The sequence below is a fragment of the Paenibacillus algorifonticola genome (assembly GCF_000971975.1).
GTDB lineage: Bacteria > Bacillota > Bacilli > Paenibacillales > Paenibacillaceae > Pristimantibacillus > Pristimantibacillus algorifonticola.
Genome location: NZ_LAQO01000016.1, coordinates 101,952 through 125,740 on the forward strand (window position 1 = coordinate 101,952; position 23,789 = coordinate 125,740).

Genomic DNA, 23,789 nt, shown 5'->3' on the forward strand with positions numbered 1-23,789 from the left:
GTAAGCTTTTTACAAAGCTATCCTTTACCATCGAAAGCCGTTACTTTGGGGCTTATCTCAACGGAAAGGTACGTTCCGTATGAAACGAAAATTTTCTGACCGTGCGAACTGGCGTCGCATTTTGCGCAAGAGCTACTCTTGCATCACGCTGGACAATGATGAGTTCCGAGGCTTGGTAACCTTTTACCGCATTCACGAATTGCGTGAGCCGCTTTGGAAAGAATACAACGGACGCCGGCTGTGTCTGGCAGATCGAGGCTACTTGTGGATGCAGCATTTTCCTCGTGGCGAGCATTTCGTCGTGACGACGATGTTTGATGACAAGGGCCGTGTTGTGCAGTGGTACATTGACATTTGCAAGACACAGGGACTGACGGATCAACAGGTTCCTTGGTTTGATGATCTGTTTCTTGATGTGGTTGTGCTGCCAAGCGGCGAAGTATTTCTGCTCGATGAGGATGAGCTTGAGGATGCGGTGCGTCAAGGCGATGTAACAGGCAAGGAGGCTGCCATGGCGCGCAAAACAGCTGGCAGACTGCTTTCCAACATTCGCAATGGGCGTTTCCGTTATTTTACGCTAAGCTTGAAGCATCGCAAAAGCTTGGCAGAGAAGACAGGAGAGTTAAGCGAGTCATGAAGCAAATGCTAAGGACAGGGAGCAGCCGGCGCAAGCGGCGGACGAATAAGCGTCCGGGGCTGCTCCTGTTTCGTATGCTGGCATGGTGCACCGTTGCAGGAGTGTTCTGGTGTGGTTATGTATTATGGGTCATTAACAGCTATGATGTTGCTAAAGAGAGCGAGAAAGCAGATGTCGGTATTGTGCTCGGCGCCGCGCTTTGGGATAATGTGCCAAGTCCGGCGCTTAAAGAGCGTCTGAACTTCGCCTATAAGCTGTATGAGCAGGGCAAGGTGGACAAGCTCATTATGAGCGGCGGTCTTGATGCAGGAGGCGCAGTTGTAACTGAGGCGGCAGGAATGAAGACGTATTTGGTCAACAAGGGCATTCCAGAGGACAAGGTGCTGCTGGAGGACCAATCGACGAGCACGTATGAGAATCTGCTGTTCAGCAAAACCATTATGGAGCGCGAGGGTTTTGCGAGCGCTTTAATTATTACCCATCAATTCCATGCGCCTAGAGCATTGGAAATAGCTCAATTTTTAAATTATACGTCGGTTGAAGCTGCGGGTACACCTTCACAGGTGTTGAAGCCGTGGAACGCTGAGGGACGCGAGGTTCTGGCTTACACGAAGTGGAAGCTTGACGCCTTGATGCTCTGGCTAGGCTGATGATATAACGGCTATAGTTATAAAATCTGTTAATAGGACCGTTTCTGCCTGAATACACTTGTAGAGCGGAACAATGCCCAAGCAGCGATGCTGCTGCATGGGAATGGTTTTTGCTTGAATGCGGCGCCAATGCTTATGCGCTCATTCCTAATGACAAGTGCGAAGGATAGGTGATGCGTCAGATGAGCGGACATGTCAAATCGGGCACAAATAGCGGACCCAGGCCTTCAAGGCAAATTAACGTTATTCTCAGAAGCCATGAGACGTATGCAGTTGCAGCCTCTGCGCCCCTGACTGAAAGCGAGTCTTTGTCAGCGGTGAAGCCTTTGCCTGCAAGCGACCATTTTGCTGAAATTCAGAAAGAGCTTGAGCCAATGGTCGGGATGGAAAATGTGAAAACGCTGATTTATGAAATTTATGCACTTCTCTATATAAGCCGTATGAGGACGGAAGCAGGTCTTTTTGGCGGCTCGCATGTGTATCATATGATTTTCAAAGGCAATCCCGGCACCGGCAAAACGACGATTGCACGCATCGTCGCCAAGCTGTTTCAGAAAATGGGCGTGCTGTCGAAAGGCCATCTGATTGAAGTAGAGCGTGCCGATCTTGTAGGCGAATACATTGGCCATACGGCGCAGAAGACGCGCGATTTGGTTCGCAAGGCCATGGGCGGCGTGTTGTTTGTCGATGAGGCTTATAGTCTTGCCAGAGGCGGGGAAAAAGATTTTGGCAAGGAAGCGATTGATACGCTTGTGAAGTGCATGGAAGACCGGCGCAATGATTTCGTGCTGATTCTTGCCGGCTACCCGGCCGAGATTGAGCATTTTTTACTGACGAATCCCGGCTTGCCTTCACGGTTCCCGATTCAGATTGATTTTCCTGACTATTCGGTGGACCAATTAATCCAAATTTCTGAGCTAATGTCCAAGGATCGTGATTATCATTTGGCGCAGCAGTCCATATTTAAGTTAAGGCAGCATTTAATGACGGAGAAACAAAGTGACATTTTTTCCTTCAGCAATGCGAGATACGTTAGAAACATATTGGAAAAGGCGATTCGCCATCAGGCGGTGCGGCTGCTAAATCATTATGCAAGCGGTGTACCGCCAAAACAGGAGCTAATGACCATCAGGCCGGAGGATTTCAAATGGGAGCCGAAAGCTTGATGAAGGCACAATGAACGATTGAGAGGGCAAACATATGCGAGAAAAAACGCACGATACACAAACCGACATCCAGGACCGAGCTATATTGGTCACTTTGGTCACACAACAAGTTAAACGCGGCTCCAGTGATCCGGAGCATTCGCTTCAGGAATTGGTGAAGCTTGCTGAAACGGCAGGCGTTGAGGTGCTCGCCACATTAACACAAAACCGTGAAAAGCCCGATACAAAATGGTTTATTGGCAAAGGCAAGGCGGAGGAGCTTCGTCTTGTCGCCGATGAATTGGGCGCTACGACTGCTATTTTCGACCAAGAGCTTTCAGGAGCTCAAGTGCGCAATCTGGAGGAAATGCTGGATGTGAAAATCGTGGACCGCACACAGCTTATTTTGGATATTTTCGCCCAGCGTGCGGGAACGCGTGAAGGGATTATACAGGTTGAGCTGGCACAGCACAGCTATTTGCTGCCTCGCCTGTCGGGACATGGAAAAAATCTGTCGCGTCTCGGCGGCGGTATCGGCACACGCGGACCAGGGGAGTCAAAGCTGGAAACAGATAGAAGGCATATCCGGGGCCGGATTTCCGACTTGAAGGAGCAGCTTGATGAAGTGGTTCGTCATCGGCATCTGCACCGCGAGCGCAGAAAGAAGTCTGGCGTCATCCAGGTAGCGCTGGTCGGCTATACGAATGCGGGCAAGTCGACGCTGCTGCGCCAGCTGACGAATGCCGATGTCTACGTGGAAAATCAGCTATTCGCCACACTGGACCCGACTTCACGCACGCTGGAGCTTCCTAACGGCCGTGAAGTCATTTTGACCGATACGGTAGGCTTTATTCAAAATCTTCCTCATGATCTCGTTGCCGCTTTCCGCGCGACGCTTGAGGAAGTGAATGAGGCAGATTTGGTGCTGCATGTCGTGGACAGCAGCTCGCCAATGCGTGATGAGCAAATGGCTGTTGTTGAGCGCATTTTAAACGAGCTGGGGGCATCGGGCAAACCGACGCTGACGATCTATAATAAAATCGATCTTTGCTCGCCTGAGGAAGCCTACACGCTTCGTTCCGGTGGAGATTCTCTAATCATTAACGCGTACAAGGAAGCCGATTTGAAGCAGCTATGCGATACGATTCAGGAAAAGCTTATGGGAGATACAATTGTGTTTGCGCTGCCAGCCGCCAGAGGCGATTTAATCGCGCTTGCTTATCGTACTGGTGAAGTGATTGATCAGGAAGTGGATGGCGATGAGGGAGAACTGCTTCGTTTGACGATTCAATTAAGCAAACAGGATTATGAAGTGAATGGGCACCGCCTACATCCTTATATCGTATAAGAATGTCCAGGAGCCGATGAACAAGAGGGAGAGACTACAGCAGCAATGAACGGGAATAGCAGAATTGACAATGGACTGAGTGGCAATGAAAACGATGTGGTATGGAAACAGCTTGAGGGGCTTGCTGAGGAAGCTGAGGAGCTTGCAGTTGATCGATTGAAGGCGGTTGACCGCATTGCAGAACGCAATCAGTGGAAGGTCATTCAGGCTTTCCAGAAGCATCGGGTAAGCGACTACCATTTTAGCGGCTCCACCGGCTATGGCTATAATGACCGCGGGCGTGAAGTGCTTGATTTGGTATATGCCGATATATTCGGTGCAGAGGCGGCACTCGTTCGCCCGCATTTTGTATCTGGTACACATACGATTAGCTGCGCCTTATTTGGGGTATTAAGACCAGGAGACGAACTTTTGTACGTTACGGGCAAGCCTTATGATACGCTGCATAAAGTCATCGGCAAGCCGGGCGACGGCAAAGGCTCCTTGCAGGATTTTGGCATCCAATACAATGAGGTGGCGCTGCTGGAAGATGGCGGCCTTGACTGGGCAGGAATTGAAGCAGCCATTACAGCGCAAACTAAAGTAATTGGCATCCAGCGCTCTCGCGGCTATAGCTGGCGTGCTTCTTTTACTGTGCAGCAAATTGGTGAAATAACGAGCCGCGTCAAGCAGATCAAGCCTGATGTGCTGGTGTTCGTGGACAATTGCTATGGTGAATTTACCGAGCTTTGGGAGCCAACCCAGGTTGGCGTTGATATAATGGCAGGTTCATTGATTAAAAATCCTGGAGGCGGTCTTGCCTCGACTGGGGGCTATATTGCCGGTACATCGGCGGCGGTTGAAGCGGCAGCTTACCGCTTGACAGCTCCAGGCATAGGCGGCGAGGTAGGTGCTATGCTTGGGACGCTGCGTTCGATTTACCAAGGGCTGTTTCTGGCCCCTCATTTAGTGGGACAAGCGGTTAAAGGCAGCGTGCTCGCTTCTGCATTATTCACGCAGCTTGGATTTGATACGCAGCCTCACTGGGATACACCGCGTACGGATTTAATTCAAGCAGTCAAATTTGGCAGCGCGGAGCACCTGATTGCTTTTGTACAGGGCATTCAGCAGGCAGCGGCTGTTGACTCCCATGTTACACCGGAGCCGTGGGACATGCCAGGTTATGAACATCCTGTCATCATGGCGGCAGGAACGTTTATTCAAGGCGGTAGCCTCGAGTTATCTGCGGATGCGCCAATTCGCGAGCCCTATATCGCTTATATGCAGGGTGGGCTTACGTTTGCCCATGCGAAATACGGTATTTTAACGGCATTGAAGCGTCTCGTTGCCGAAGGATTAATTGTAATTAAACCTCACACGACTTGACACTTCCTTGGTAGGACGTTAAAATAGATGTAAATGAGCGACTGGAAGGTTGATGTGATATGGCTGACGAGATACGTAGAAATATGGCCTTATTTCCAATAGGCATTGTAATGAAGCTAACTGATTTAACAGCCCGCCAAATCCGCTATTACGAGCAGCATGAGCTGATCGTACCGGCGAGAACGGCTGGTAACCAACGGCTTTTTTCCTTTAATGATGTGGAACGGCTGTTGGAGATTAAATCGTTGATTGAGAAGGGTGTCAATATTGCCGGCATCAAGCAGGTAATGAATCCGGTTTCCAAAGAATCCGATGATGCAACTATTGTTAGCGAACAGTCAGAGGTTACGCGCAAAGAACTGTCTGATGCCCAGCTTCACCGCATGCTCAAGCAGCAGCTATTGGAGAAACGGCCTGGTCAGGCCTCGCTTATACAGGGTCAGCTGTCACGTTTCTTGCACAAGCGCTAGATGCAATCGTACGATTATAATCAAGCAAACAAGGGAGATGACTTTTAGTGAGCTATACTAAAGAGGATATCAAGAAAATCGCCGAGGAACAGAACGTAAGATTCATTCGCCTTCAATTTACAGATTTGCTGGGAACGATTAAAAACGTTGAAATTCCAATGAGTCAATTAGATAAAGCGCTTGATAATAAAATGATGTTTGACGGTTCTTCCATCGAAGGTTACGTACGTATCGAAGAATCTGACATGTACCTCTACCCGGATTTAGATACATGGGTCGTATTCCCATGGGTTGCACAAGATCGTGTAGCTCGTCTGATCTGTGATATTTATATGCCTGACGGCACGCCATTCGCAGGAGACCCGCGCGGTATTCTGAAACGTGCGCTGAAGGAAGCGGAAGAAATGGGTTATACGGCGATGAACGTCGGTCCCGAACCGGAATTTTTCCTATTCAAAACTGATGAGCGCGGCGAGCCAACATTGGAATTGAACGACCAAGGCGGTTACTTTGACCTTGCTCCAATGGATTTGGGTGAAAACTGTCGCCGTGAAATCGTGCTGACGCTTGAGGAAATGGGCTTTGAAATCGAAGCTTCCCACCATGAGGTTGCTCCAGGCCAGCACGAAATCGACTTTAAATATGCAGACGCTATTAAAGCGGCTGACCAAATTCAAACGTTCAAGCTTGTTGTTAAAACGATTGCTAGAGAGCATGGTTTGCATGCTACATTCATGCCTAAGCCGTTGTTCGGCGTTAACGGCTCGGGTATGCACTGTCACCAATCGTTGTTCCAAGGCAGCACCAACGTATTTTATGATGAGAGTGACAAGCTGGGCCTTAGTGCAACAGCTCGTTATTATATGGCAGGTATTCTGGAGCATGCTCGCGCAATGGCTGCTATTACGAATCCAACAATTAACTCGTACAAGCGTCTTGTCCCTGGTTATGAAGCGCCTTGCTATGTGGCATGGTCCGCAAGCAACCGCTCGCCAATGATCCGTATTCCGGCTTCAAGAGGACTGAGCACGCGCGTTGAAGTTCGTAACCCAGACCCTGCAGCTAATCCATATTTGGCACTTGCCGTTATGCTGAAAGCTGGCCTGGATGGCATCAAGAACAAAACGACTCTTCCAGCTCCAACAGACCGCAACATTTATATCATGACTGAGGAAGAGCGTATTGAATCCGGCGTGCCAAGCTTGCCGGTTGATCTTAAAGAGGCGTTGGACGAGCTGCTCCGCAGCGATGTCATCTGCAGCGCGCTCGGTGAGCACGCTCTGGCTCACTTCTACGAGCTGAAAGAAATCGAATGGGATATGTACAAGACGCAAGTCCATCAGTGGGAAAGAGATCAATATTTGACATTGTACTAAAGGCTGAAACCCTTGGCGCTATAAGCGCTGAGGGTTTTTTCTTTTTGTGGGCGTTTTTCAGTCGAAATATCTGGGGTATTTAGTTATTATTTGTCTCCAAAACTGAGTAGTTTAGGCTGTCGAAGTAGACCGGAATCAGTAAACTCCAGAGCTGTAACACGAGCTGGGAATGGGACTGAAAGCCACGCAACATCTGATTTGACCATGCCAGGAGTGAGTTCTTTAAATGGGCACTCACCAGAATGATCAACCATAAACTGTTGAAGTACCTGCTTGGATGCATTATCTAAGCCCGACACGTGCCCTATGTAACGATTTTCATATCGCAGTACAAGGCTTGAAACCCGTCCATCACGGAGTTTAATGCCGACGACGTCTGCAACTATCCGTATTTCTTTTCGCTTTTTAAACCAATAATTATGTTTCTTTCCTTCCATATAAGGGCTATCTAATCTTTTAGAGATAATTCCTTCCCATTCACGATCATTTAGCCAATTCCAAAGTGTTAATCCATCGGAATGCAAATCGGTTACAAAGAGTTGAGGCGTTTTCTCTGGAAAGGAGGCTTGCAACTTCTCAAAACGTTCTTTAAAAGGAAGCTTACGAATATCTTTGCCATTTGAATTGAGCATGTCAAACATTACAAAAATCAGCCCATCATCATGGGCGCGTTTTCGGACCCCCAACTTGGCCCTCTGAAAATTCGGACGCACTCCATCGAAATAAGCTATCTCGCCATCCAAGATACAAGGACCAACGCGTATCGGCTCTAATAAGGCCACTATTTCCGGGAAAGTGTGATTACGCGGCTCCAAACGCCGTCCGAATATTTCCACACCTCCCAAACCATCTAAGCGGACCAATGTGCGCACACCGTCCCATTTAATCTGATAGCCCCATTCGGGGCCTTCAGGAATGTTAGAGGAGGTTATAGGAGCCATAGGAATAGAAGGGAGCTTCATGGTCATGACACGTTACCCTTTGCTTTCGATGTTCTCTTTTTCTTGGGTGCAGGGGCACTTGGAGGCGTAGCGGCTTTAGTTGCATCCAAACTTGCCTGCAAGGCAGCCATGAGATCAATGACATTATTCCGTCCTTTGGCTTCCGGAGCGGCAACGATGTCCACGCTCTGCCCAGCAATTTTTTGCTGGATCAATTCTGTTAAAGCGATGCGGTAATCATCCGTGTATTTTGCTGGATCAAACGGTTCGCTAAGCTGCTCCACAAGCATCTTTGCCATATCAAGCTCCTTTTCGTTAACCGTTGTTTGAACAGGGATGTTCGGAACTTGGGATAACGCTCTAATTTCGTCAGGAAAGAACATTGTCTCTAGGCATAAGCAGTTGCCCACGACTCTGACGGCAGCTAGGCTGCTTTTAGAACGGATGGATATTTTGGCAATGCCTATTTTGCCAGTCTGCTTGATTGCTTCCAGCAGCAAACTGTACGCCCCAGCTCCGGCCATATCCGGGGAGAGGTAATAGGCCTTTTGATAATAGACCGGGTCGATTTCGGATAAGTCCACAAAATCAAGAATTTGAATGCTCTTGGCGGACTCAGGTTTAATGGCATCAAGTTCTTCTTCTTTAACAATTACAAATTTCCCAGCCTCATATTCAAATCCCTTCACAATTTCATCTGGCCCAATCTCTTTGTTGCAATGCCGGCATGTTTTTGCATAATTGATCGGCATGCCACACTCTTTATGCAGACTGCGAAATGATATATCCTTGTCCTCTGTTGCTGAGTGCATCTTTACCGGAACATGGACGAGTCCAAAGCTTATAGCGCCTTTCCAGACGGTATGCATTATAATTCACACTCCCTTTTTTATTTAAGGTTGCGCTGTTTTTGGAAAGATATTCATGATAATGTACATTCGTTTTGTATTGAAATTCTGTCTTGCCAATAGAGTTGATGTCATGCAATGATGAAAGTAATAAAATCGAAATTCAAAATAAAATAAAATAAAAGATGGTGGCGCCATAAATGGAGACAACGAGTTATCTGTTTTTTAGCATATTGGATGCAATTGCGATGGTTGTATTGATGATTAAATCGTACAGGCAGCCGCTGGCCGCATATAAATGGAATATCCTTTTCATTTGTATTGGGATCGCTTGTTGGTCATATGCCGCCCGGGTTGTTGTTGGGTTATCTCCATACATAGATATATTGGGGCAATTTTTAATCTTCGCAGCTTTTTTTCGGTATTTTCTTAAAATTAGACTTGTTTATTCTGGTTTGATGGTAGCGGTGGGCTATGCCGCCTATGTATGCATTCAGTTTCCGATATATTTTGTCGTGACGGCATTAGGTGTTAGCGATGTTGTTGCTCAGAACACGGGAGGGAACGAGGTTATTGTGATTCAATTTTTCACAGATGCCGCTTCGTTGGTAGTCGGATGGCTGATTACATTATTTAATTACGGATTTACTTTCATAGTCATTCCTCCGCATGACTTAAGCCGCAAGGAAAGACTATTCACCGGAACGAATGGAATGCTTGCACTATCAACATTGGCTACTGTGGCAATGATCACGACATCCTTATATTTGACCGTTCATTACGACGCAGCCTTGTATGCTTACCCCTTGGTTTTATGGATACTTGGCACCCTTTATTTCCTCTCTAGAAGGAGGGAATCAGAAGATGATAGAATTTATATCACAAAGAATGGCGCTATTCATAAAAAGATTAGATCCTGAGGGTGGCGTATCTGTAGAAGTGATGGCCTTTTCTTTAGGCAATCGGATTTGTTCTGCCATTATAATCTTTGTCACATTGATTATTGGGATTGTAACAGAATCTTTTATACCTTCATTAATCGGTCTTGTGGCTTTTTGGACGCTGAGAAAATTTACTGGAGGCTTTCATTTCAAGTCTTTAACAACGTGTGCGATCGTCTCAACTTTTCTTTTATCTATAATTCCACATATTGTCTTAAGTGGTACGGTCATGATAATATTAATGATGTTGAGTTCAACGTTATTGATTTACTGGAGTAGGGGTAGTGAAAGGAATATACCTTTGTTACTCATCTTGTCAAATATATTTTTCCAATCAGATGTTGTTGCGTTAGCTTTCTTCGTGCAGATGGTATTGGTTTTAATTCATCAAAGGGACGGAGGTGTTGAATATGATGCAAAAACTAGCGCGTAAAATTGCAGAAAAACTGCAAAAAGACGCTGAACGTTCCGTCGCAAGTGGAAACCGGAAAGGGTTCATTGGGGCTCAACCAATCCCGAAAGAACTCCGTAAGTAGAGTGGCTATCATATGGATCTAACGACTGAGATTCTAGGACAGCGAATTTACGATGGGGAAATCGATGGAGATCAATTTGATACATTCAAATTAGGTGAAGTTTTTTTTGTGGATATATTCCAGCCCAAAAAAAACTATCACATTCCAAGATTCCACACCACTAAGGGACTTTTTACATTTATAACGACACTTGAAGCATGTAAACAGATATTTTTGCCACTGGGATTTGTTGCGCTGGATAGTAACAACCTCGTAAACGTACAGCATATTCGAGAGGTTACTAAAACATTTTACGCAATAACTGCGCATTTCGAAGGTGGTTATACAGCAAATGTAGCTAAAGGAAAATTACCTTTAGTGGAACACTTACTAAAAAAGAGCTAAATCCAGAAGTGGATCAGCTCTTTTTTAATACACATTTTCATTATTATGTCAATAAAAATCGATACTAGTATCGAATGTATAAATATTTCGACAAAAAACGACAAAACACAATAGAAACCTGTGTTATATTAAAAATGTAAAACAGAGGGAAACAAATATCATTATAGAGACAGACAGATATTAAAGCAGGGAAGATCGAGTTCCAGACAGCGGGGAGATAAAGCCACATTAATTTTTGTCTCACAGTTCAGCGGACAGGAACTGTTTTTACTTCGCTATACTGTTGAATACGGGATTTTTGAGCACTTCCTCGCTGGATTCGATCAGATTCATGACATCGAATGAATGATGAAACAATAGCATAAGTAGCGGTAGTTGAATGTAAAGCTGGATCGGGGCCGACACGAACATTATTGATGCAGATATCAATAGTGCTTTGTGTCGGCCTTTTGTATCGTGTTAGTATTTGAATAAATGGATGCTATTGACTATGATGAAACAAAGTTAAGTTAAATGAGTAGACTAAGAAGTTTATATAGATTTTTTTATAATAAGGTACAAATTCCTATTATATTTGCCGATATAAGGTATATTATGTTGAGCAAAGGGGAGCTAAGTATGGCAAAACGTAAAAGGAAGAAGGAGGAATTGGACCCGATAAAAGCATTAGTGCTACTTCTTATGCTTGGTGCAGGTTTTGGTTCTTACAAGCTTACAAGTTCTTTTATTTTAGCTGGCGTGGCATTTGGTGCAGTTATGATGATATATGCAATTGTAGTTATTTCAATCACCCGCAAGCGTAATGAACGACTGAAGCGCTCCGGTATAGCTGACATCGATAAGATGGAGGGCAGACAATTCGAGAAGTATCTGGGACATCTTTTAGAGGCTCATGGCTACAGTGTAACTGTGACACAGGCGGCAGGTGATTTCGGAGCTGATCTAGTTTTAGCTAAAGGGACACAAAGAGTGGTTGTTCAAGCTAAACGGTACAGTAAGAATGTAGGAATTAAGGCGGTTCAAGAAGCACAGGCTTCTATCGCGCATTATTCGGCAAGCGAGGCATGGGTAATTTCCAATAGTGGCTATACAGAAGCAGCTGTCACATTAGCAAAATCAAATGCTGTTCGGCTTATTGATCGAGCGGAGCTCATTGAAATGATTTTGAAAGTTAATGCCAATTCTTCGATCCCAACAGCAGGTGCCGAAACAGAACAACACAATACAGAGAAAATGATTACAAAGCAAATAAGAAAAGAAGTAGCATGTGCAAAATGTGGCCAGCCATTAGTTCGTCGAAAAAGTGCTCGTGGAGAATTTTTGGGTTGTTCAAGCTACCCTAAGTGTCGTCATACCGAAGCAGTCTGAGTAGGAATCTCGAAAGCTAGAAAAAATCAGCTGCACAATTAAAAAGCTGCATCCAGCCCGTTTTTTGTACGGGAAAGGATGCAGCTTTCTTCATGTATGAAGAGAATGAAATTCAACGATTAATGGAAATCCCGGAACAAGCCGATGACTTTGCCTAAAATCGTAACATTCTTCAGGCGAATAGGTTCCATTGTTACGTTCTCAGGTTGGAGACGAATATGATCCTTCTCGCGGTAAAAGGTTTTGACCGTTGCTTCATCGTGCTCAGTCATGGCAACAACAATATCGCCGTTAGTAGCGGTTTGCTGCTGGCGCACAATAACGTAGTCGCCGTTATGTATGCCAGCTTCAATCATGCTCTCTCCAATGACATTAAGAATGAATACATCATCATCACCTACATAATGGGAAGAGATTGGAAAATATTCTTCAATATTCTCTGTAGCGGTAATCGGCACACCTGCAGTAACTTTACCGACGATCGGTACATGGGTTACAGCAGGGCGGATAATTCCGTCGACATCTTCCTGATCCAAAATCTCGATAGCACGTGGCTTAGTTGGATCGCGGCGGATGAGCCCTTTCTTCTCCAGGCGATCCAGATGACCATGTACGGTCGAGCTGGAAGCAAGTCCAACTGCTTCTCCAATTTCACGTACGGAAGGCGGATAACCCTTCTCGCGAACTTCGTTCTTTATAAATTCCAGAATCGACTGCTGGCGATTGGAAGCTTTGGACAACACGATCACTCCAGTTCACGCACTCCATGATGAGTGCGACATGATTTTTGATTGAAACTTTGATCCATGGACTTCATTCGAAGTGCAATATGAGTATTTATTTCTCAAATTATAACATGGAACCGCCGTTCGTACAAACATAAGTTCCTAAAAACAAAAGTTCGCATTGTCTGTTGACTGCAAACAAATGTTCGTGCTAATATCAAAACAGAACAAACGTTTGGGAGTGAGGGCAATGATCATTTATCCAGAATCCTATCAATCTATTTTTTCAGAGAAAGCGCCTGTTAAGACGGCGAAGATGGAATGGCAAATCAGCATGGCCGCATTTAGCAGTAATGCTTTGAAGTTGGCAGTGTGTCTGGCTTTGTTTATTGTTTTGTTTTCTGGTTTTTTATTGGTGCGTACAGAAGCTTCAGTGAGTCATGTTGCACCAGCGGTTGTTGGAGAGCAGACAGTAGTGGTCGCGCAAGGCGATACGCTATGGGAGATTGCACGTAAATACTCGGACAGTTCTGATGATATACGCTGGTCCGTCTATCAAATACGGGAGCGCAATCAACTGTCGTCACCAGATATATGGCCTGGGCAGAAGCTGGTCATTCCATCGCCATAACGTCATTTAGCATTATGGCTCAATTTTGTAGAAGGGTGTTTGCATGATGGGGATAGTATAGCTGTACTTAATAGCTCAGGAATTGCCGATACGCTACCTAAAATACAGAATAGATCGGAACAATGATAGCATTATCGTTGTACGATCTATTCTGTATTTAATTATAGCCCCGTTTTCTTGACAACAGCGTATTGGTAATGTCAAAGTAGAAAGAGTTTGGGAAAAGTACAGCAAGTGAGGTGAGCAACCAATGGAAGAGCTTATTGCCAGAATTAATGAATTATCCCGTAAAAATAAAACGGTCGGTTTGACGCCCGAGGAACTGACGGAACGGGCTGAGCTGCGCAGTAAATATATGGAGCAGTTTAAAAGCAATTTTCGCCAGCAGCTTGATACGATTAAGTTTGTAGAAGATGAAGAGAACGAGGCGGGAGACGAGAAGCCACAGCATTAATGATTTTAATGGGAGAGGCGGGCTTTATTTATGAAATATCGTTTGCTTGGACGTAGTGGACTAGCTGTTTCTGAACTTTGTCTTGGAACGATGACGTTTGGCAATACAACGAATGAGCAGGACTCGCTTGAAATGATTAATCGTTTTGTGGAGCGCGGCGGTAATTTTCTGGATACGGCAAACGTCTATGTAAGCGGACGTTCTGAAGAGATTGTCGGCAAAGCGATTAAAGGCCGTCGTTCGGAGATGGTCGTTGCGACGAAAGTTAGAATGACAACATCGCCTGATATTAATGGAGTAGGGTTGTCCCGCAAGCATATCATGGACGGCGTGGAAGCGAGCCTTAAACGACTGCAAACCGACTACATTGACTTGTATCAGGTCCATGTCTGGGATCATGCTACGCCGATTGAAGAGACGCTGCGTACGCTGGATGATCTTGTTACCTCTGGCAAGGTGCGTTATATCGGCTGCTCCAACTTTTTTGCTTGGCAGCTTATGAAATACTTGGCTTGGAGCGATGCTAATCGGTATGTACGCTTTGTTTCGCTACAGCCTCAATATAGCCTTGTTAGCCGCCAGATGGATCGTGAAATGATGTCGCTTTGCCTAGAAGAAAACGTTGGCGTTATTCCATGGGCTCCGCTTGGTGGCGGTTTTCTGACGGGCAGATATGATCGTACAGAGCCGATAGAGGGCAGATTGACAAGCAAAGTAGGCGAAAGTGCTTGGGCAAACCGGGCAAATGAGCAAAATTTTGCTGTTCTGGATGCTGTAATGGCAGCTGCCAAGGAGCTTGATAAAACACCTGCTCAAGTTTCATTGAATTGGCTGCTGCAAAGGGAAGGCATTACGTCCCCAATCTTTGGAGCGAGTACGCTTGCGCAATACGAGGATAATATGGGGGCTATTGGCTGGACGATGCCTGAAGAGGTATGGAACCGTCTGGACGAGGTGAGCGCGCTTGCCGAAGACTATCCGAATCGGTTTATTGCTAAATTCAAACGCCCGTTTTAACAGATGACAGTTAAAGTCAAGAGATATACGGTGTCAGCCTGTATCACTGCTCAAACTTGATTGATAAAGCTTGATTTTGTGCTGCAGCATTATAAGGAGGAACGACTTTGTCACGTACATGGGAGCGCAAAGTGCGCCGAAATACGAATCAAATTAACAAAAATCGCAAAAAACAGGGTGGTCCAAGCTTTAAACCTGCTGGAACCCAGTCAGATCGTTTTGTTGGCCGCAGCTTTATTGCGCCGATTTTGCTCCTGCTGTTTATTGCCATGTACGTTTTGCTTGCACAAATGGACCCGCAATTTAAATTCGACACCTTGCTGGGCGTGACGATTGGTTGTTATGTGTTTTTAGCAGTCGTGTTTTTCCTGCGGCGTCCGTATATCACAATTGGTAAAAACTATGTTCAAACTCGCAAGCTGACCGGCGACAAGCGTCTCGGTGCGGAAGCGATCAAAACGATCCGCGTACAGCCCGGCTATGTGTCGATTGAACCACAAAAAGGGTCGTCGTGGGCATTTTCACGCGTATTTCATCGTTATCCAACGGATGAAATCAGCACGAGATTAGAGCAATTTGCCAAAGAGAACGGCATAACATACGAACAAAAATAAATCGATCAGGAGAGTCAGTGAACAATGGCAAAGCTAGCGGTATTATTTGATTTGGACGACACGCTGCTATGGGATGACCGTAGTGTGAAAGAAGCATTTGATGCGACCTGTCAAGCAGGTGCGGAAGCAGCGGGCGTAGATGCGGTAGAGCTGGAGGAAGCTGTTCGCAAGGAAGCTCGCAGCTTATATGAGTCGTATGAAACGTTCCCTTTCACGAAAATGATCGGAATTAATCCTTTTGAAGGCCTGTGGGCTAACTTCCGTGAGGGCGAGCAGGAGGAGTTTAGAAAGCTGGAGCAGCTTGCACCAACTTATCGTCGTGAAGCATGGACGAAAGGGCTTAAAGCACTTGGTGTAGACAATCAAGAGCTTGGCGCCAGACTGGCTGAGCAGTTTCCAGCAGAGCGCAGAGCGCGCCCGATTGTTTATGATGAAACGTTTCGCTTGCTAGATGCGCTGAAAGGCAAATATAAGCTGCTGCTGCTAACGAACGGTTCCCCTGATTTGCAGCAGGAGAAGCTGACAGGCGTTCCGCAGCTTGCGCCTTATTTTGATCATATCATTATTTCTGGCGCTTTCGGAGAAGGCAAGCCAGCAGTTTCAATTTTCCGCCATGCGCTGGAGCGCCTTGGCATTGAGCCAGAGCAGGGAATTATGGTTGGGGACAAACTGACTACGGATATTTTGGGTGCGAATATAATTGGAATGGATTCGGTATGGATTAATCGCCATGGCGCTGTTCGCTCGGATGAAATTGTGCCTACATATGAAATTAAGCATTTAGAGGAATTGCTGCCGCTGCTTGGATAAGCGCTTATACTCCAGCCATTGCTGCTGCATAAGCATAAGAAGAAGCCCCTTGGTCCATTGGAAATGGCTCAAGGGGCTTGCTGTATAGTTTTCAGTAGGAAAAAACAATTAAGCTTTAATAAAGGCAGGGTCTTCGAACGGATGCGCAATCCAGCCTTCTGTTTCAATAAACAGGCGAACAGCGACGATTTGACGGTTATCCATCAAAGTGAAGAAGTGCGGAATCGTTTCTGGAACCGAAATAACGTCTCCAGCTTCCAGCTCAACGTCGAAATAACCGACATCTTCGCCGCCTTTAATAATAAAGATGCCTCGTCCGGCTGTAATCGCCCGTACTTCATCTTCCGTATGAGTGTGCACTTGCTCAAAACGTTTCAAAATATCATCAAGACCTGGGGTAGCGTCTGAAAGGGCAACGATATCCCATGTTTTGTAACCGCGACGCTCGGCAAGCTCACGAATTTCAACATCGTAAGTAGCGAGAATTTCCGCTTTCTCCTCATCGGATAATACAAATTTATCTTGAAGATGGCCTGGCAACTTGCTAGCATCCCAGTGTTCATAAAGTACTTCTTGGCTTTCCAAAAATGCGCGAACGTTCTGTTCGCCAGAAATTCTTTCCTCAGTATTGCGAATTCTAATCTCAGCCATCACAATTCCCTCTTTTCCTATTGAAATTAAATGTTATATTAAATATATAATGATTATAATGCAAAAACAAGCGATTGTCGATTGCAATTGCTTTTCACATTGCGTCGATTCTGTTAAACTGAATGTTAGTGATTTTCACAGGAAGGGTGCACATAATTGTCGAAACCAACCATACAAGAAATGATGCAAAAGCGGATATTGATTTTGGACGGAGCAATGGGAACGATGATTCAGCAGGCTGACCTTACGGCAGATGATTTTGGCGGTGAGGATATGGATGGCTGTAATGAAATACTCGTGCTGACGCGTCCTGATGTAATCCGTACTATACATGAACAATATTTGGAGGCAGGCACGGACATTTTGGAAACGAATACGTTCGGAGCAACGAGCGTCGTGCTGGCTGAATACGATATACCGGAAAAGGCGCGCGAAATCAACCTTGCTGCGGCAAAAATTGCCCGTGAAGCGGCGGATAAATATTCGACGCCTGAGCATCCGCGCTATGTGGCAGGAGCGCTTGGTCCGACGACGAAGACGCTTTCCGTAACAGGCGGGGTTACTTTTGAAGAGCTTGTAGACAGCTATTACGAGCAAGTTATTGCGCTCATGGAAGCAGATGTAGATGCGCTGCTTCTGGAAACGTCCCAGGATACGCTTAATGTAAAAGCGGGCAGCATCGGCATTCGCAATGCGTTTGAGACGATGGGACGCGAGCTTCCGATTATGATTTCGGGAACGATTGAGCCTATGGGAACGACGCTAGCGGGACAAAGCATCGAATCGTTCTATATTTCACTAGAGCATTTGAAGCCCATATCAATGGGGCTAAACTGTGCGACAGGTCCTGAGTTTATGCGTGACCATATTCGGACGCTCAGCGAAATTGCCAATTCGGCAGTAAGCTGTTACCCGAATGCAGGCTTGCCGGATGAGAACGGAAATTATCATGAGTCCCCGGAATCGCTGGCGAAAAAAATGTCTGCTTTTGCCGAGCAGGGCTGGCTGAACATTGCTGGCGGCTGCTGCGGTACGACGCCGGAACATATCCGCGCACTTGTCGAAACGATGGCGAAATATCCGCCGCGTACAAAATATGGCGAGCATCCTGCAGCTGTATCCGGCATTGATACCGTCTATATTGAGCCGGAAAACCGCCCAATTATGATTGGGGAGCGCACGAACATTTCTGGCTCGCGGAAATTCAAGCGTCTCATTAAAGAAGAGAAGTTTGACGAAGCTTCGGAAATTGCCAGAGCGCAAGTCAAAGGCGGAGCCCATGTCATTGACATCAACTTGCAGGATACGGATATTGATGAGGCGTATGCTGTTCATCAGTTTTTACCGCAAGTCGTCAAAAAGATTAAAGTGCCGCTCATGCTCGATTCGACCTACGATCATATTATTGAGCTGGGCCTTAAATATTCGCAAGGCAAAGCGATCATTAACTCCATTAACCTGGAGGATGGCGAGTCCAAGTTTGAAAAGATTCTTCCGCTTATCCATCAATATGGCGCAGCTGTCGTCATGATTTTAATTGATGAGCGCGGTCAGGCGGTAAGCCGTGAAGCGAAGCTCGAAGTAGCAGAGCGTTCCTACCGTTTGTTAGTAGATAAGTATGGCATGAATCCGGAGGATATTATTTTTGACCCGAATATGTTCCCGGTCGGCTCTGGTGACCCGCAATATATTGGCTCAGCGGTGGAGACGATTGAGGGTATTAAGCTCATTAAAGAAAAATATCCGCTTGCCAAAACCATTCTCGGCCTTAGCAACATTTCATTCGGTTTGCCAGATGCAGGCCGCGAGGTGCTGAACTCCGTTTATTTGTACCATTGTACAAAAGCGGGGCTCGATTACGCCATTGTGAACACCGAGAAACTGGAGCGTTATGCTTCGATTCCTGAAGAGGAGCGCAGACTGGCAGAGGAATTGATTTTTAATACGACAGATGAGACGCTGGCTGCTTTCGTTGCTGCCTTCCGTGAGAAGAAGGTGGTCAAGAAAGAGAAAATCTCCAACCTGACGCTGGAGGAAAGACTCGGTTCTTATGTCGTTGAAGGTACGAAGGAAGGGCTCCTTCCTGATCTGGATTTGGCGCTTGCCAAATACACGGCGCTGGAGGTCATTAATGGACCGCTCATGCGGGGGATGGAAGAGGTCGGCAGACTGTTTAATAATAATGAGCTGATTGTGGCAGAGGTACTGCAAAGCGCAGAAGTCATGAAAGCTTCGGTTGCTCATTTGGAGCAGTTTATGGAGAAGGATGAATCGTCCGTAAAAGGGAAAATTATATTGGCGACGGTAAAGGGCGACGTGCATGACATCGGCAAAAACCTCGTTGAAATTATTTTGTCCAACAATGGTTACAAAATCATTAATCTCGGCATTAAAGTACCGCCTGAGAAGCTCATAGAAGCTTACCGCAATGAGAAGGCGGATGCTATTGGCCTGTCGGGCTTGCTCGTTAAATCGGCGCAGCAGATGGTCATTACGGCTCAGGATATGCGCAGTGCAGGCATTGATGCGCCGATTCTTGTCGGTGGTGCGGCATTGACCCGGAAATTTACGAAGACGCGGATCGGGCCGGAGTATGACGGCTTGGTGCTTTATGCGAAGGACGCGATGGACGGGCTGGATATTGCCAACAAGCTGATGGATAAAACTCACCGTCAACGGATGGAAGATGAAATGGCGGAATACAAAGCGTCGGGCGGGGAAGAAGAGGTTCAAAGCAAAGAGCTGCCTAAGCTCACCCGGATTGAGCGCTCGAAAATTTCTGTAGACGCGCCCGTGTACATTCCACCTGATTTGGATCGTCACATTTTGCGCGATGTTCCGCTGCCACATATTATTCCTTATATTAATATGCAAATGCTGCTCGGTCATCATCTTGGCCTGAAGGGCAATGTGGAAAACCTGCTGAAGGAAAAGAACGAGAAGGCGGTTCATCTCAAAGAAACGGTAGACGGCATTTTGCATGAAGGAACGACGAACGGGATTTTGAAGGCTAACGGCATGTACCGCTTCTTCCCGGCGCAGTCCTCAGGCAATGATATTATTATTTACGACCCTAACAATCAGACGCAGGAAATCAAACGCTTCACCTTCCCGCGCCAGCAGGTAGAGCCATTCCTTTGTTTGGCGGATTTCCTGAAGCCTGTAGATAGCGGCATTATGGATTATGTTGGATTCCTCGTCGTAACGGCTGGCGAAGGCATTCGCGATTTGGCGGGGCAGTGGAAGGATCAAGGCGATTACCTGCGTTCGCATGCGCTGCAATCGGTGGCGCTTGAAGTGGCGGAAGGACTCGCTGAGCGCGTCCACCATATGATGCGGGATATTTGGGGCTACCCGGATCCGCATACGATGACGATGAAGCAGCGCCACGGCGCACGTTATCAAGGGATTCGCGTATCGTTTGGCTATCCGGCCTGTCCGGATCTGGAAGATCAAGGCCCATTGTTCGAGCTGATGAAGCCGGAGGATATTGGCGTTGAGTTGACAGAAGGCTTCATGATGGAGCCGGAAGCATCGGTATCTGCGATGGTGTTTTCCCACCCGGAAGCGCAATATTTTAACGTAGAAAAGGTTGAGCGTTAGGAGCATAAATAGCACCATAAATAGCAGGGAGAGCCTCCGTAAAATCGTTTTTTAACGATTGGCGGAGGCTTTATCCTATTTTTGAACAGGAGGCGGTAGGAGCATGGAAATTTGGTTTCTTGGAACAGGTGCAGGACGGCCGTCAAAAGAACGTAATGTGACGTCGATTGCGCTGCGGCTGCCAGAGCCGGATGGCGGGCTATGGATGTTTGATGCAGGCGAAGGTACCCAGCATCAAATGATGCGCTCCTCGCTGAAAATGGGCAAGCTGAATGCTTTATTCATCACGCATCTGCATGGCGATCATACCTTTGGCATTCCGGGTCTGCTTAGCACAAGGTCTTATTCCGGCGGCAAAGGTCCGCTCCGTTTGTTTGGTCCTGTGGGAATTGAAGAGATGGTACGAACCGCGCTGCGGCTGAGTGGTACGCATATTGATTATGAGCTGTTGATTACCGAGATCAAGGAAGATGGCGTCATTCACGAGGATGAGCGTTTTGTTGTGGAAGCGTGGTCATTAGATCATCGCCTGCCCTGTTATGGCTACCGCTTGATGGAGCGCGATTGTCCAGGCAAGCTCAATACCGAGCGTCTGAAAGAGCTTGGGGTGCCGGCAGGACCGCTGTATGGAAAGCTCAAGCAGGGAGAAGATGTACAGCTGCCAAATGGTACAACTGTGTGTGCTGCTGATGTAGCTGGAGCTCCGTTAAAAGGAAGAATCATCGCAATTACTGGTGACACCAGCCCATGTGCTAACATTGCTCGGCTTGCTCAAAATGCAGATTTGCTCGTGCACGAAGCGACGTTCGCAGAGGGACAGGAAGAGAAAGCGCATGAATACGGACATTCGACCACGGTTGAGGCGGCGCAGGCTGCTAAGGATGCAGGCGTGCAGCAGCTGATTATGACGCATTTCAGCTCGCGTTTTCTGCTTGAGGATATGCCGATGCTGAAGGAAGAGGCGCAGCGTATTTTTCCACAATCCGAAGCGGCTTATGATCTGTTCCATGCTAAAATAGCGCGGCGCAGCGACTGCTAGTCTTGGGGGACTTCTGTTCAGCCTACTACACCCGATGTCCCCCTTACGAAATCAACATATGCTGAAAATAATGCGTTGACATTAGCCCCGTATGATGACTGTGAACAGCAGTATACACATCGGGAGGCTGATACGTGATGGATACAGCAAGCCATTTATTGTTCGGCGCAACACTTGGGGGACTCGCGATGCTCGACCCTGCGCTGGCTGCGCAGCCAACTGCGATGCTTGCCGTATGGACGGCGACGCTGCTCGGCAGCCATGCACCGGATTTTGATACGGTGATGCGGTTTAAAGGTCAAGCGGCCTATGTTCGCCATCATCGCGGCATTACGCATTCGCTGCCTGCACCCGCCATTTGGTCGTTGCTGGGCTTGCCGATTGCGTGGCTTTATGGCGTGCCGGAACTTTCCTGGCAAGTTGTAGGCTGGATGTTCGTAGCGGTCTGTTTTCATGTTTTGCTGGATTTGTTCAATTCCTTTGGGGTGCAATGTGCCAGGCCTGTTTCGCCGAAATGGCTGCATTTAGATACGTTATGCCTATTTGAACCGTATTTGTTTGCTTTGCATGCGTCTGGCTGCATCCTTTGGGCGTCGGGAATAGCTGAGCCTGGTCCGATGTTTGCCATCATATATGCCATCACGGCCCTTTATATCGGCTGGAGGCTGCGGATAAGCCGAAAGGTGAAGCGGCTGCTGCGAGAACATTTTGGCATCCGCACGGGCATAACGCTTGTGCCATCTATGCTAGGCTACAGCTGGCAGTTTACAGCAGACTGCGGCGACCATTATGCGGCGGGAACGGTTGCCGGAGGTGTGGTTACGATTGAGACGACAGTCAGTAAGTCGGATGACGCGGAGCTGGCTCCGGTCGTGCGTGCGGCGATGAACGAAGAAGGCGTGAAAGCTCTCTTGTCCTTTTCCGAGCGGGTTCATGTGAATGTGCAGGAAAAGCTCGATGGTTACGAAGTGACCTGGAGCGATGTGCGTTTTTGGAATAAGCAGCAAATGCCGTTTGGGGTAGCTGTGACGCTCGATTCGGATATGAAGGTGCTCAATCACCGACTGGGATGGAATAAAAAAACGTGGGAGCCACCCCACGTGTAGGTATACATTTTGAAAAAAAGCACAGCTAGCGCTCTTCCAAGGGCGCTAATTTTTTTTGGCAACCAAGACCGAAGAGATAACGGACAGGATCGAAACGAGCACGACCACCGTCAGAAAACTGATGAGCTGCAGCATGCTTGGCAGGAACACCGTCACAATAATGAGAAAGCCGCCCCCGAAAAATATTTTTGCCGAAAGCTGATGCGTTTTGCGCCATACTTGTTCGTTATTCAGCGTTAGCGGTGTTTTGATGCCGACAAAGCGATTGGGCTTCATGCGCGGCAAGTAGTTCCCGATCGTGATGAACAAAATGCCGATAAACGGGATAACGAACATCTGAATATTCAGCTTGACGCCATAGCCATAAGCTATGATGAAGCCTTGTAGAGCGGCTAGGCCAAGCATCAGCACTTGATTGATGATATCGGTGCTTTTAATGGCGCTGGAGCTTGCTGCAAGCTTGGGGTCGATTTTCGGCAAATATTTAAATAATAGCATAAGCAGCACCATCAATGCCGGGATGAGAAATAAAGCAAACATTTTGCCGGTATAACGGTCGGGCTCGCCTAACGCATTCCAATGTACGGGCAAGGTGGCGGGCAGAGAAGAGTAGGAGATTATCCCGGCAATAAACGAGAGTGCGATAATGAGCCAGGTCCAAATGTTCTTTTTCATCATTCATCGTTCCTTTCCAAAGTCAGGTCGTTAATCGGTTGAGATTTATTGAAACGAAGCAATCCATTTGAGTAAATCCTGAAAGACGGTCGTATTTAGCGAGTAGTAAATATGCTGCCCTTTGCGCTCATCCGACACCAGCTCAGCCTGCTTAAGCAAGCTTAAATGATGGGAAATGCTCGGCTTGGTCATTTGAAAATGGTCAGCAATTTCCCCCGCTGTCAAATCCCGCTCTTTCAACAAATCAAGTATCGTGCGTCTCGTAGGATCGGATAATGCTTTAAACGCCTGGTTAATCGACAATGAGGGATTATCTCCTTTCGATATTTAGATAATTATCTAATAATCTAATATAATCACATTGTAATCGCCACGCCCTAAGCTGTCAATAAACGGATACCCAAAAAATAAAATTGCAGGCCGAACATGTATTCTTGTAAAATGAAAGAAACGAG

The 23,789-nt window shown here is 46.8% G+C and carries 25 protein-coding genes; 19 read left to right on the plus strand and 6 right to left on the minus strand.

Translation table 11 applies throughout. From position 1 onward, the window contains the following. Positions 1 to 79: 79 nt before the first annotated feature. The 7 genes from WH37_RS20755 (at position 80) to glnA (ending at position 6,991) form a co-directional block, all read left to right on the plus strand. Entirely contained in the window at positions 80 to 637 is a 558-nt protein-coding gene (locus tag WH37_RS20755; protein WP_046232532.1) for a ribonuclease FAU-1 family protein, read from the plus strand. Further along, on the plus strand, positions 634 to 1,287 hold the full coding sequence (locus WH37_RS20760; RefSeq protein WP_046232533.1) for a YdcF family protein: 654 nt from the start codon (positions 634 to 636) through the stop codon (positions 1,285 to 1,287). Before WH37_RS20755 ends, WH37_RS20760 begins: the two co-directional genes overlap by 4 nt. Before the next feature lie 182 nt (positions 1,288 to 1,469). Then, the gene (locus WH37_RS20765) at positions 1,470 to 2,453 is read left to right on the plus strand and encodes an AAA family ATPase (RefSeq protein WP_046232534.1); all 984 of its coding nucleotides are present in this window, start codon (positions 1,470 to 1,472) and stop codon (positions 2,451 to 2,453) included. 34 nt (positions 2,454 to 2,487) lie between these two features. Further along, entirely contained in the window at positions 2,488 to 3,780 is a 1,293-nt protein-coding gene (gene hflX, locus WH37_RS20770; RefSeq protein ID WP_046232535.1) for a GTPase HflX, read from the plus strand. Positions 3,781 to 3,825: 45 nt separating this feature from the next. Next, a complete protein-coding gene (locus WH37_RS20775) occupies positions 3,826 to 5,145 on the plus strand; it encodes a methionine gamma-lyase family protein (protein WP_052737112.1) in 1,320 nt (439 codons plus the stop codon). A gap of 59 nt (positions 5,146 to 5,204) precedes the next feature. Then, the gene (locus WH37_RS20780) at positions 5,205 to 5,615 is read left to right on the plus strand and encodes a MerR family transcriptional regulator (RefSeq protein WP_046232536.1); all 411 of its coding nucleotides are present in this window, start codon (positions 5,205 to 5,207) and stop codon (positions 5,613 to 5,615) included. 47 nt (positions 5,616 to 5,662) lie between these two features. Next, on the plus strand, positions 5,663 to 6,991 hold the full coding sequence (gene glnA, locus WH37_RS20785; RefSeq protein ID WP_046232537.1) for a type I glutamate--ammonia ligase: 1,329 nt from the start codon (positions 5,663 to 5,665) through the stop codon (positions 6,989 to 6,991). An 86-nt stretch (positions 6,992 to 7,077) separates the two neighbouring features. On the opposite strand, the gene WH37_RS20790 is transcribed toward glnA, so the two are convergent. Both WH37_RS20790 and ku read right to left on the minus strand, forming a co-directional pair. After that, entirely contained in the window at positions 7,078 to 7,959 is an 882-nt protein-coding gene (locus WH37_RS20790; RefSeq protein ID WP_052737113.1) for an ATP-dependent DNA ligase, read from the minus strand. Then, positions 7,956 to 8,801, minus strand: a complete 846-nt coding sequence (gene ku, locus WH37_RS20795; protein ID WP_046232538.1) for a non-homologous end joining protein Ku — start codon at positions 8,799 to 8,801, stop codon at positions 7,956 to 7,958. The genes WH37_RS20790 and ku overlap by 4 nt, the downstream gene beginning before the upstream one ends. A gap of 179 nt (positions 8,802 to 8,980) precedes the next feature. Between ku and WH37_RS36065 the strand changes: the two genes are divergently transcribed. The 4 genes from WH37_RS36065 (at position 8,981) to WH37_RS20815 (ending at position 12,009) form a co-directional block, all read left to right on the plus strand. Beyond that, the gene (locus WH37_RS36065; RefSeq protein WP_046232539.1) at positions 8,981 to 9,700 is read left to right on the plus strand and encodes a hypothetical protein; all 720 of its coding nucleotides are present in this window, start codon (positions 8,981 to 8,983) and stop codon (positions 9,698 to 9,700) included. Then, complete coding sequence (locus WH37_RS20805) at positions 9,645 to 10,154, plus strand: accessory gene regulator B family protein (RefSeq protein WP_177217937.1); 510 nt, start codon at positions 9,645 to 9,647, stop codon at positions 10,152 to 10,154. Before WH37_RS36065 ends, WH37_RS20805 begins: the two co-directional genes overlap by 56 nt. Before the next feature lie 115 nt (positions 10,155 to 10,269). After that, positions 10,270 to 10,641 (plus strand): LytTR family transcriptional regulator DNA-binding domain-containing protein, encoded by a 372-nt coding sequence (locus WH37_RS20810; protein ID WP_046232541.1) that lies wholly within the window; start codon positions 10,270 to 10,272, stop codon positions 10,639 to 10,641. A gap of 618 nt (positions 10,642 to 11,259) precedes the next feature. Further along, positions 11,260 to 12,009, plus strand: coding sequence for a restriction endonuclease (locus WH37_RS20815; protein ID WP_046232542.1), 750 nt, complete (start codon positions 11,260 to 11,262; stop codon positions 12,007 to 12,009). A 119-nt stretch (positions 12,010 to 12,128) separates the two neighbouring features. Here WH37_RS20815 and lexA read toward each other — a convergent pair whose 3' ends face one another. Further along, a complete protein-coding gene (gene lexA, locus WH37_RS20820) occupies positions 12,129 to 12,749 on the minus strand; it encodes a transcriptional repressor LexA (protein ID WP_046232543.1) in 621 nt (206 codons plus the stop codon). Between the two features lie 235 nt (positions 12,750 to 12,984). On the opposite strand from lexA, the gene WH37_RS20825 reads away from it, so the two are divergent. From WH37_RS20825 to WH37_RS20845, 5 genes are all read left to right on the plus strand, one after another. Then, complete coding sequence (locus WH37_RS20825; protein ID WP_046232544.1) at positions 12,985 to 13,365, plus strand: LysM peptidoglycan-binding domain-containing protein; 381 nt, start codon at positions 12,985 to 12,987, stop codon at positions 13,363 to 13,365. 250 nt (positions 13,366 to 13,615) lie between these two features. Next, entirely contained in the window at positions 13,616 to 13,819 is a 204-nt protein-coding gene (locus tag WH37_RS20830; protein WP_046232545.1) for a DUF896 domain-containing protein, read from the plus strand. A gap of 30 nt (positions 13,820 to 13,849) precedes the next feature. Next, positions 13,850 to 14,836, plus strand: a complete 987-nt coding sequence (locus tag WH37_RS20835; RefSeq protein ID WP_046232546.1) for an aldo/keto reductase — start codon at positions 13,850 to 13,852, stop codon at positions 14,834 to 14,836. Positions 14,837 to 14,943: 107 nt separating this feature from the next. Beyond that, positions 14,944 to 15,450 (plus strand): hypothetical protein, encoded by a 507-nt coding sequence (locus WH37_RS20840; RefSeq protein ID WP_046232547.1) that lies wholly within the window; start codon positions 14,944 to 14,946, stop codon positions 15,448 to 15,450. 24 nt (positions 15,451 to 15,474) lie between these two features. After that, complete coding sequence (locus WH37_RS20845) at positions 15,475 to 16,260, plus strand: HAD family hydrolase (RefSeq protein WP_046232548.1); 786 nt, start codon at positions 15,475 to 15,477, stop codon at positions 16,258 to 16,260. Positions 16,261 to 16,368: 108 nt separating this feature from the next. Here the strand turns inward: WH37_RS20845 and WH37_RS20850 are convergent, their stop codons facing one another. Continuing rightward, complete coding sequence (locus tag WH37_RS20850) at positions 16,369 to 16,911, minus strand: 1,2-dihydroxy-3-keto-5-methylthiopentene dioxygenase (protein WP_046232549.1); 543 nt, start codon at positions 16,909 to 16,911, stop codon at positions 16,369 to 16,371. Positions 16,912 to 17,091: 180 nt separating this feature from the next. Here WH37_RS20850 and metH point away from each other — a divergent pair, with 180 nt between their 5' ends. The 3 genes from metH to WH37_RS20865 all read left to right on the plus strand — a co-directional run bounded on the left by metH (position 17,092) and on the right by WH37_RS20865 (position 22,659). Continuing rightward, on the plus strand, positions 17,092 to 20,514 hold the full coding sequence (gene metH / locus WH37_RS20855; RefSeq protein WP_414812084.1) for a methionine synthase: 3,423 nt from the start codon (positions 17,092 to 17,094) through the stop codon (positions 20,512 to 20,514). A gap of 103 nt (positions 20,515 to 20,617) precedes the next feature. Further along, positions 20,618 to 21,553 (plus strand): ribonuclease Z, encoded by a 936-nt coding sequence (gene rnz / locus WH37_RS20860; RefSeq protein ID WP_046232551.1) that lies wholly within the window; start codon positions 20,618 to 20,620, stop codon positions 21,551 to 21,553. Between the two features lie 137 nt (positions 21,554 to 21,690). Beyond that, positions 21,691 to 22,659 carry a metal-dependent hydrolase gene (locus WH37_RS20865; protein ID WP_046232552.1) on the plus strand — a complete coding sequence of 323 codons (969 nt, stop codon included), beginning with the start codon at positions 21,691 to 21,693 and terminating at the stop codon, positions 22,657 to 22,659. 45 nt (positions 22,660 to 22,704) lie between these two features. Here the strand turns inward: WH37_RS20865 and WH37_RS20870 are convergent, their stop codons facing one another. Then, a complete protein-coding gene (locus WH37_RS20870; protein ID WP_052737114.1) occupies positions 22,705 to 23,337 on the minus strand; it encodes an SdpI family protein in 633 nt (210 codons plus the stop codon). A gap of 42 nt (positions 23,338 to 23,379) precedes the next feature. Next, the gene (locus tag WH37_RS20875) at positions 23,380 to 23,631 is read right to left on the minus strand and encodes an autorepressor SdpR family transcription factor (protein ID WP_177217948.1); all 252 of its coding nucleotides are present in this window, start codon (positions 23,629 to 23,631) and stop codon (positions 23,380 to 23,382) included. Between the last annotated feature and the right edge of the window lie 158 nt (positions 23,632 to 23,789).

What these genes read in the sequence shown, in the direction of transcription:
- WH37_RS20755 (WP_046232532.1), top strand. Translation starts at nt 80, where the DNA reads ATGAAACGAAAATTTTCTGACCGTGCGAACTGGCGTCGCATTTTGCGC.
- WH37_RS20760 (WP_046232533.1), top strand. Translation starts at nt 634, where the DNA reads ATGAAGCAAATGCTAAGGACAGGGAGCAGCCGGCGCAAGCGGCGGACG.
- WH37_RS20765 (WP_046232534.1), top strand. Translation starts at nt 1,470, where the DNA reads ATGAGCGGACATGTCAAATCGGGCACAAATAGCGGACCCAGGCCTTCA.
- hflX (WP_046232535.1), top strand. Translation starts at nt 2,488, where the DNA reads ATGCGAGAAAAAACGCACGATACACAAACCGACATCCAGGACCGAGCT.
- WH37_RS20775 (WP_052737112.1), top strand. Translation starts at nt 3,826, where the DNA reads ATGAACGGGAATAGCAGAATTGACAATGGACTGAGTGGCAATGAAAAC.
- WH37_RS20780 (WP_046232536.1), top strand. Translation starts at nt 5,205, where the DNA reads ATGGCTGACGAGATACGTAGAAATATGGCCTTATTTCCAATAGGCATT.
- WH37_RS20790 (WP_052737113.1), bottom strand. Translation starts at nt 7,959, where the DNA reads ATGACCATGAAGCTCCCTTCTATTCCTATGGCTCCTATAACCTCCTCT.
- ku (WP_046232538.1), bottom strand. Translation starts at nt 8,801, where the DNA reads ATGCATACCGTCTGGAAAGGCGCTATAAGCTTTGGACTCGTCCATGTT.
- WH37_RS36065 (WP_046232539.1), top strand. Translation starts at nt 8,981, where the DNA reads ATGGAGACAACGAGTTATCTGTTTTTTAGCATATTGGATGCAATTGCG.
- WH37_RS20805 (WP_177217937.1), top strand. Translation starts at nt 9,645, where the DNA reads ATGATAGAATTTATATCACAAAGAATGGCGCTATTCATAAAAAGATTA.
- WH37_RS20810 (WP_046232541.1), top strand. Translation starts at nt 10,270, where the DNA reads ATGGATCTAACGACTGAGATTCTAGGACAGCGAATTTACGATGGGGAA.
- WH37_RS20815 (WP_046232542.1), top strand. Translation starts at nt 11,260, where the DNA reads ATGGCAAAACGTAAAAGGAAGAAGGAGGAATTGGACCCGATAAAAGCA.
- WH37_RS20825 (WP_046232544.1), top strand. Translation starts at nt 12,985, where the DNA reads ATGATCATTTATCCAGAATCCTATCAATCTATTTTTTCAGAGAAAGCG.
- WH37_RS20830 (WP_046232545.1), top strand. Translation starts at nt 13,616, where the DNA reads ATGGAAGAGCTTATTGCCAGAATTAATGAATTATCCCGTAAAAATAAA.
- WH37_RS20835 (WP_046232546.1), top strand. Translation starts at nt 13,850, where the DNA reads ATGAAATATCGTTTGCTTGGACGTAGTGGACTAGCTGTTTCTGAACTT.
- WH37_RS20845 (WP_046232548.1), top strand. Translation starts at nt 15,475, where the DNA reads ATGGCAAAGCTAGCGGTATTATTTGATTTGGACGACACGCTGCTATGG.
- WH37_RS20850 (WP_046232549.1), bottom strand. Translation starts at nt 16,911, where the DNA reads ATGGCTGAGATTAGAATTCGCAATACTGAGGAAAGAATTTCTGGCGAA.
- metH (WP_414812084.1), top strand. Translation starts at nt 17,092, where the DNA reads ATGATGCAAAAGCGGATATTGATTTTGGACGGAGCAATGGGAACGATG.
- rnz (WP_046232551.1), top strand. Translation starts at nt 20,618, where the DNA reads ATGGAAATTTGGTTTCTTGGAACAGGTGCAGGACGGCCGTCAAAAGAA.
- WH37_RS20865 (WP_046232552.1), top strand. Translation starts at nt 21,691, where the DNA reads ATGGATACAGCAAGCCATTTATTGTTCGGCGCAACACTTGGGGGACTC.
- WH37_RS20870 (WP_052737114.1), bottom strand. Translation starts at nt 23,337, where the DNA reads ATGATGAAAAAGAACATTTGGACCTGGCTCATTATCGCACTCTCGTTT.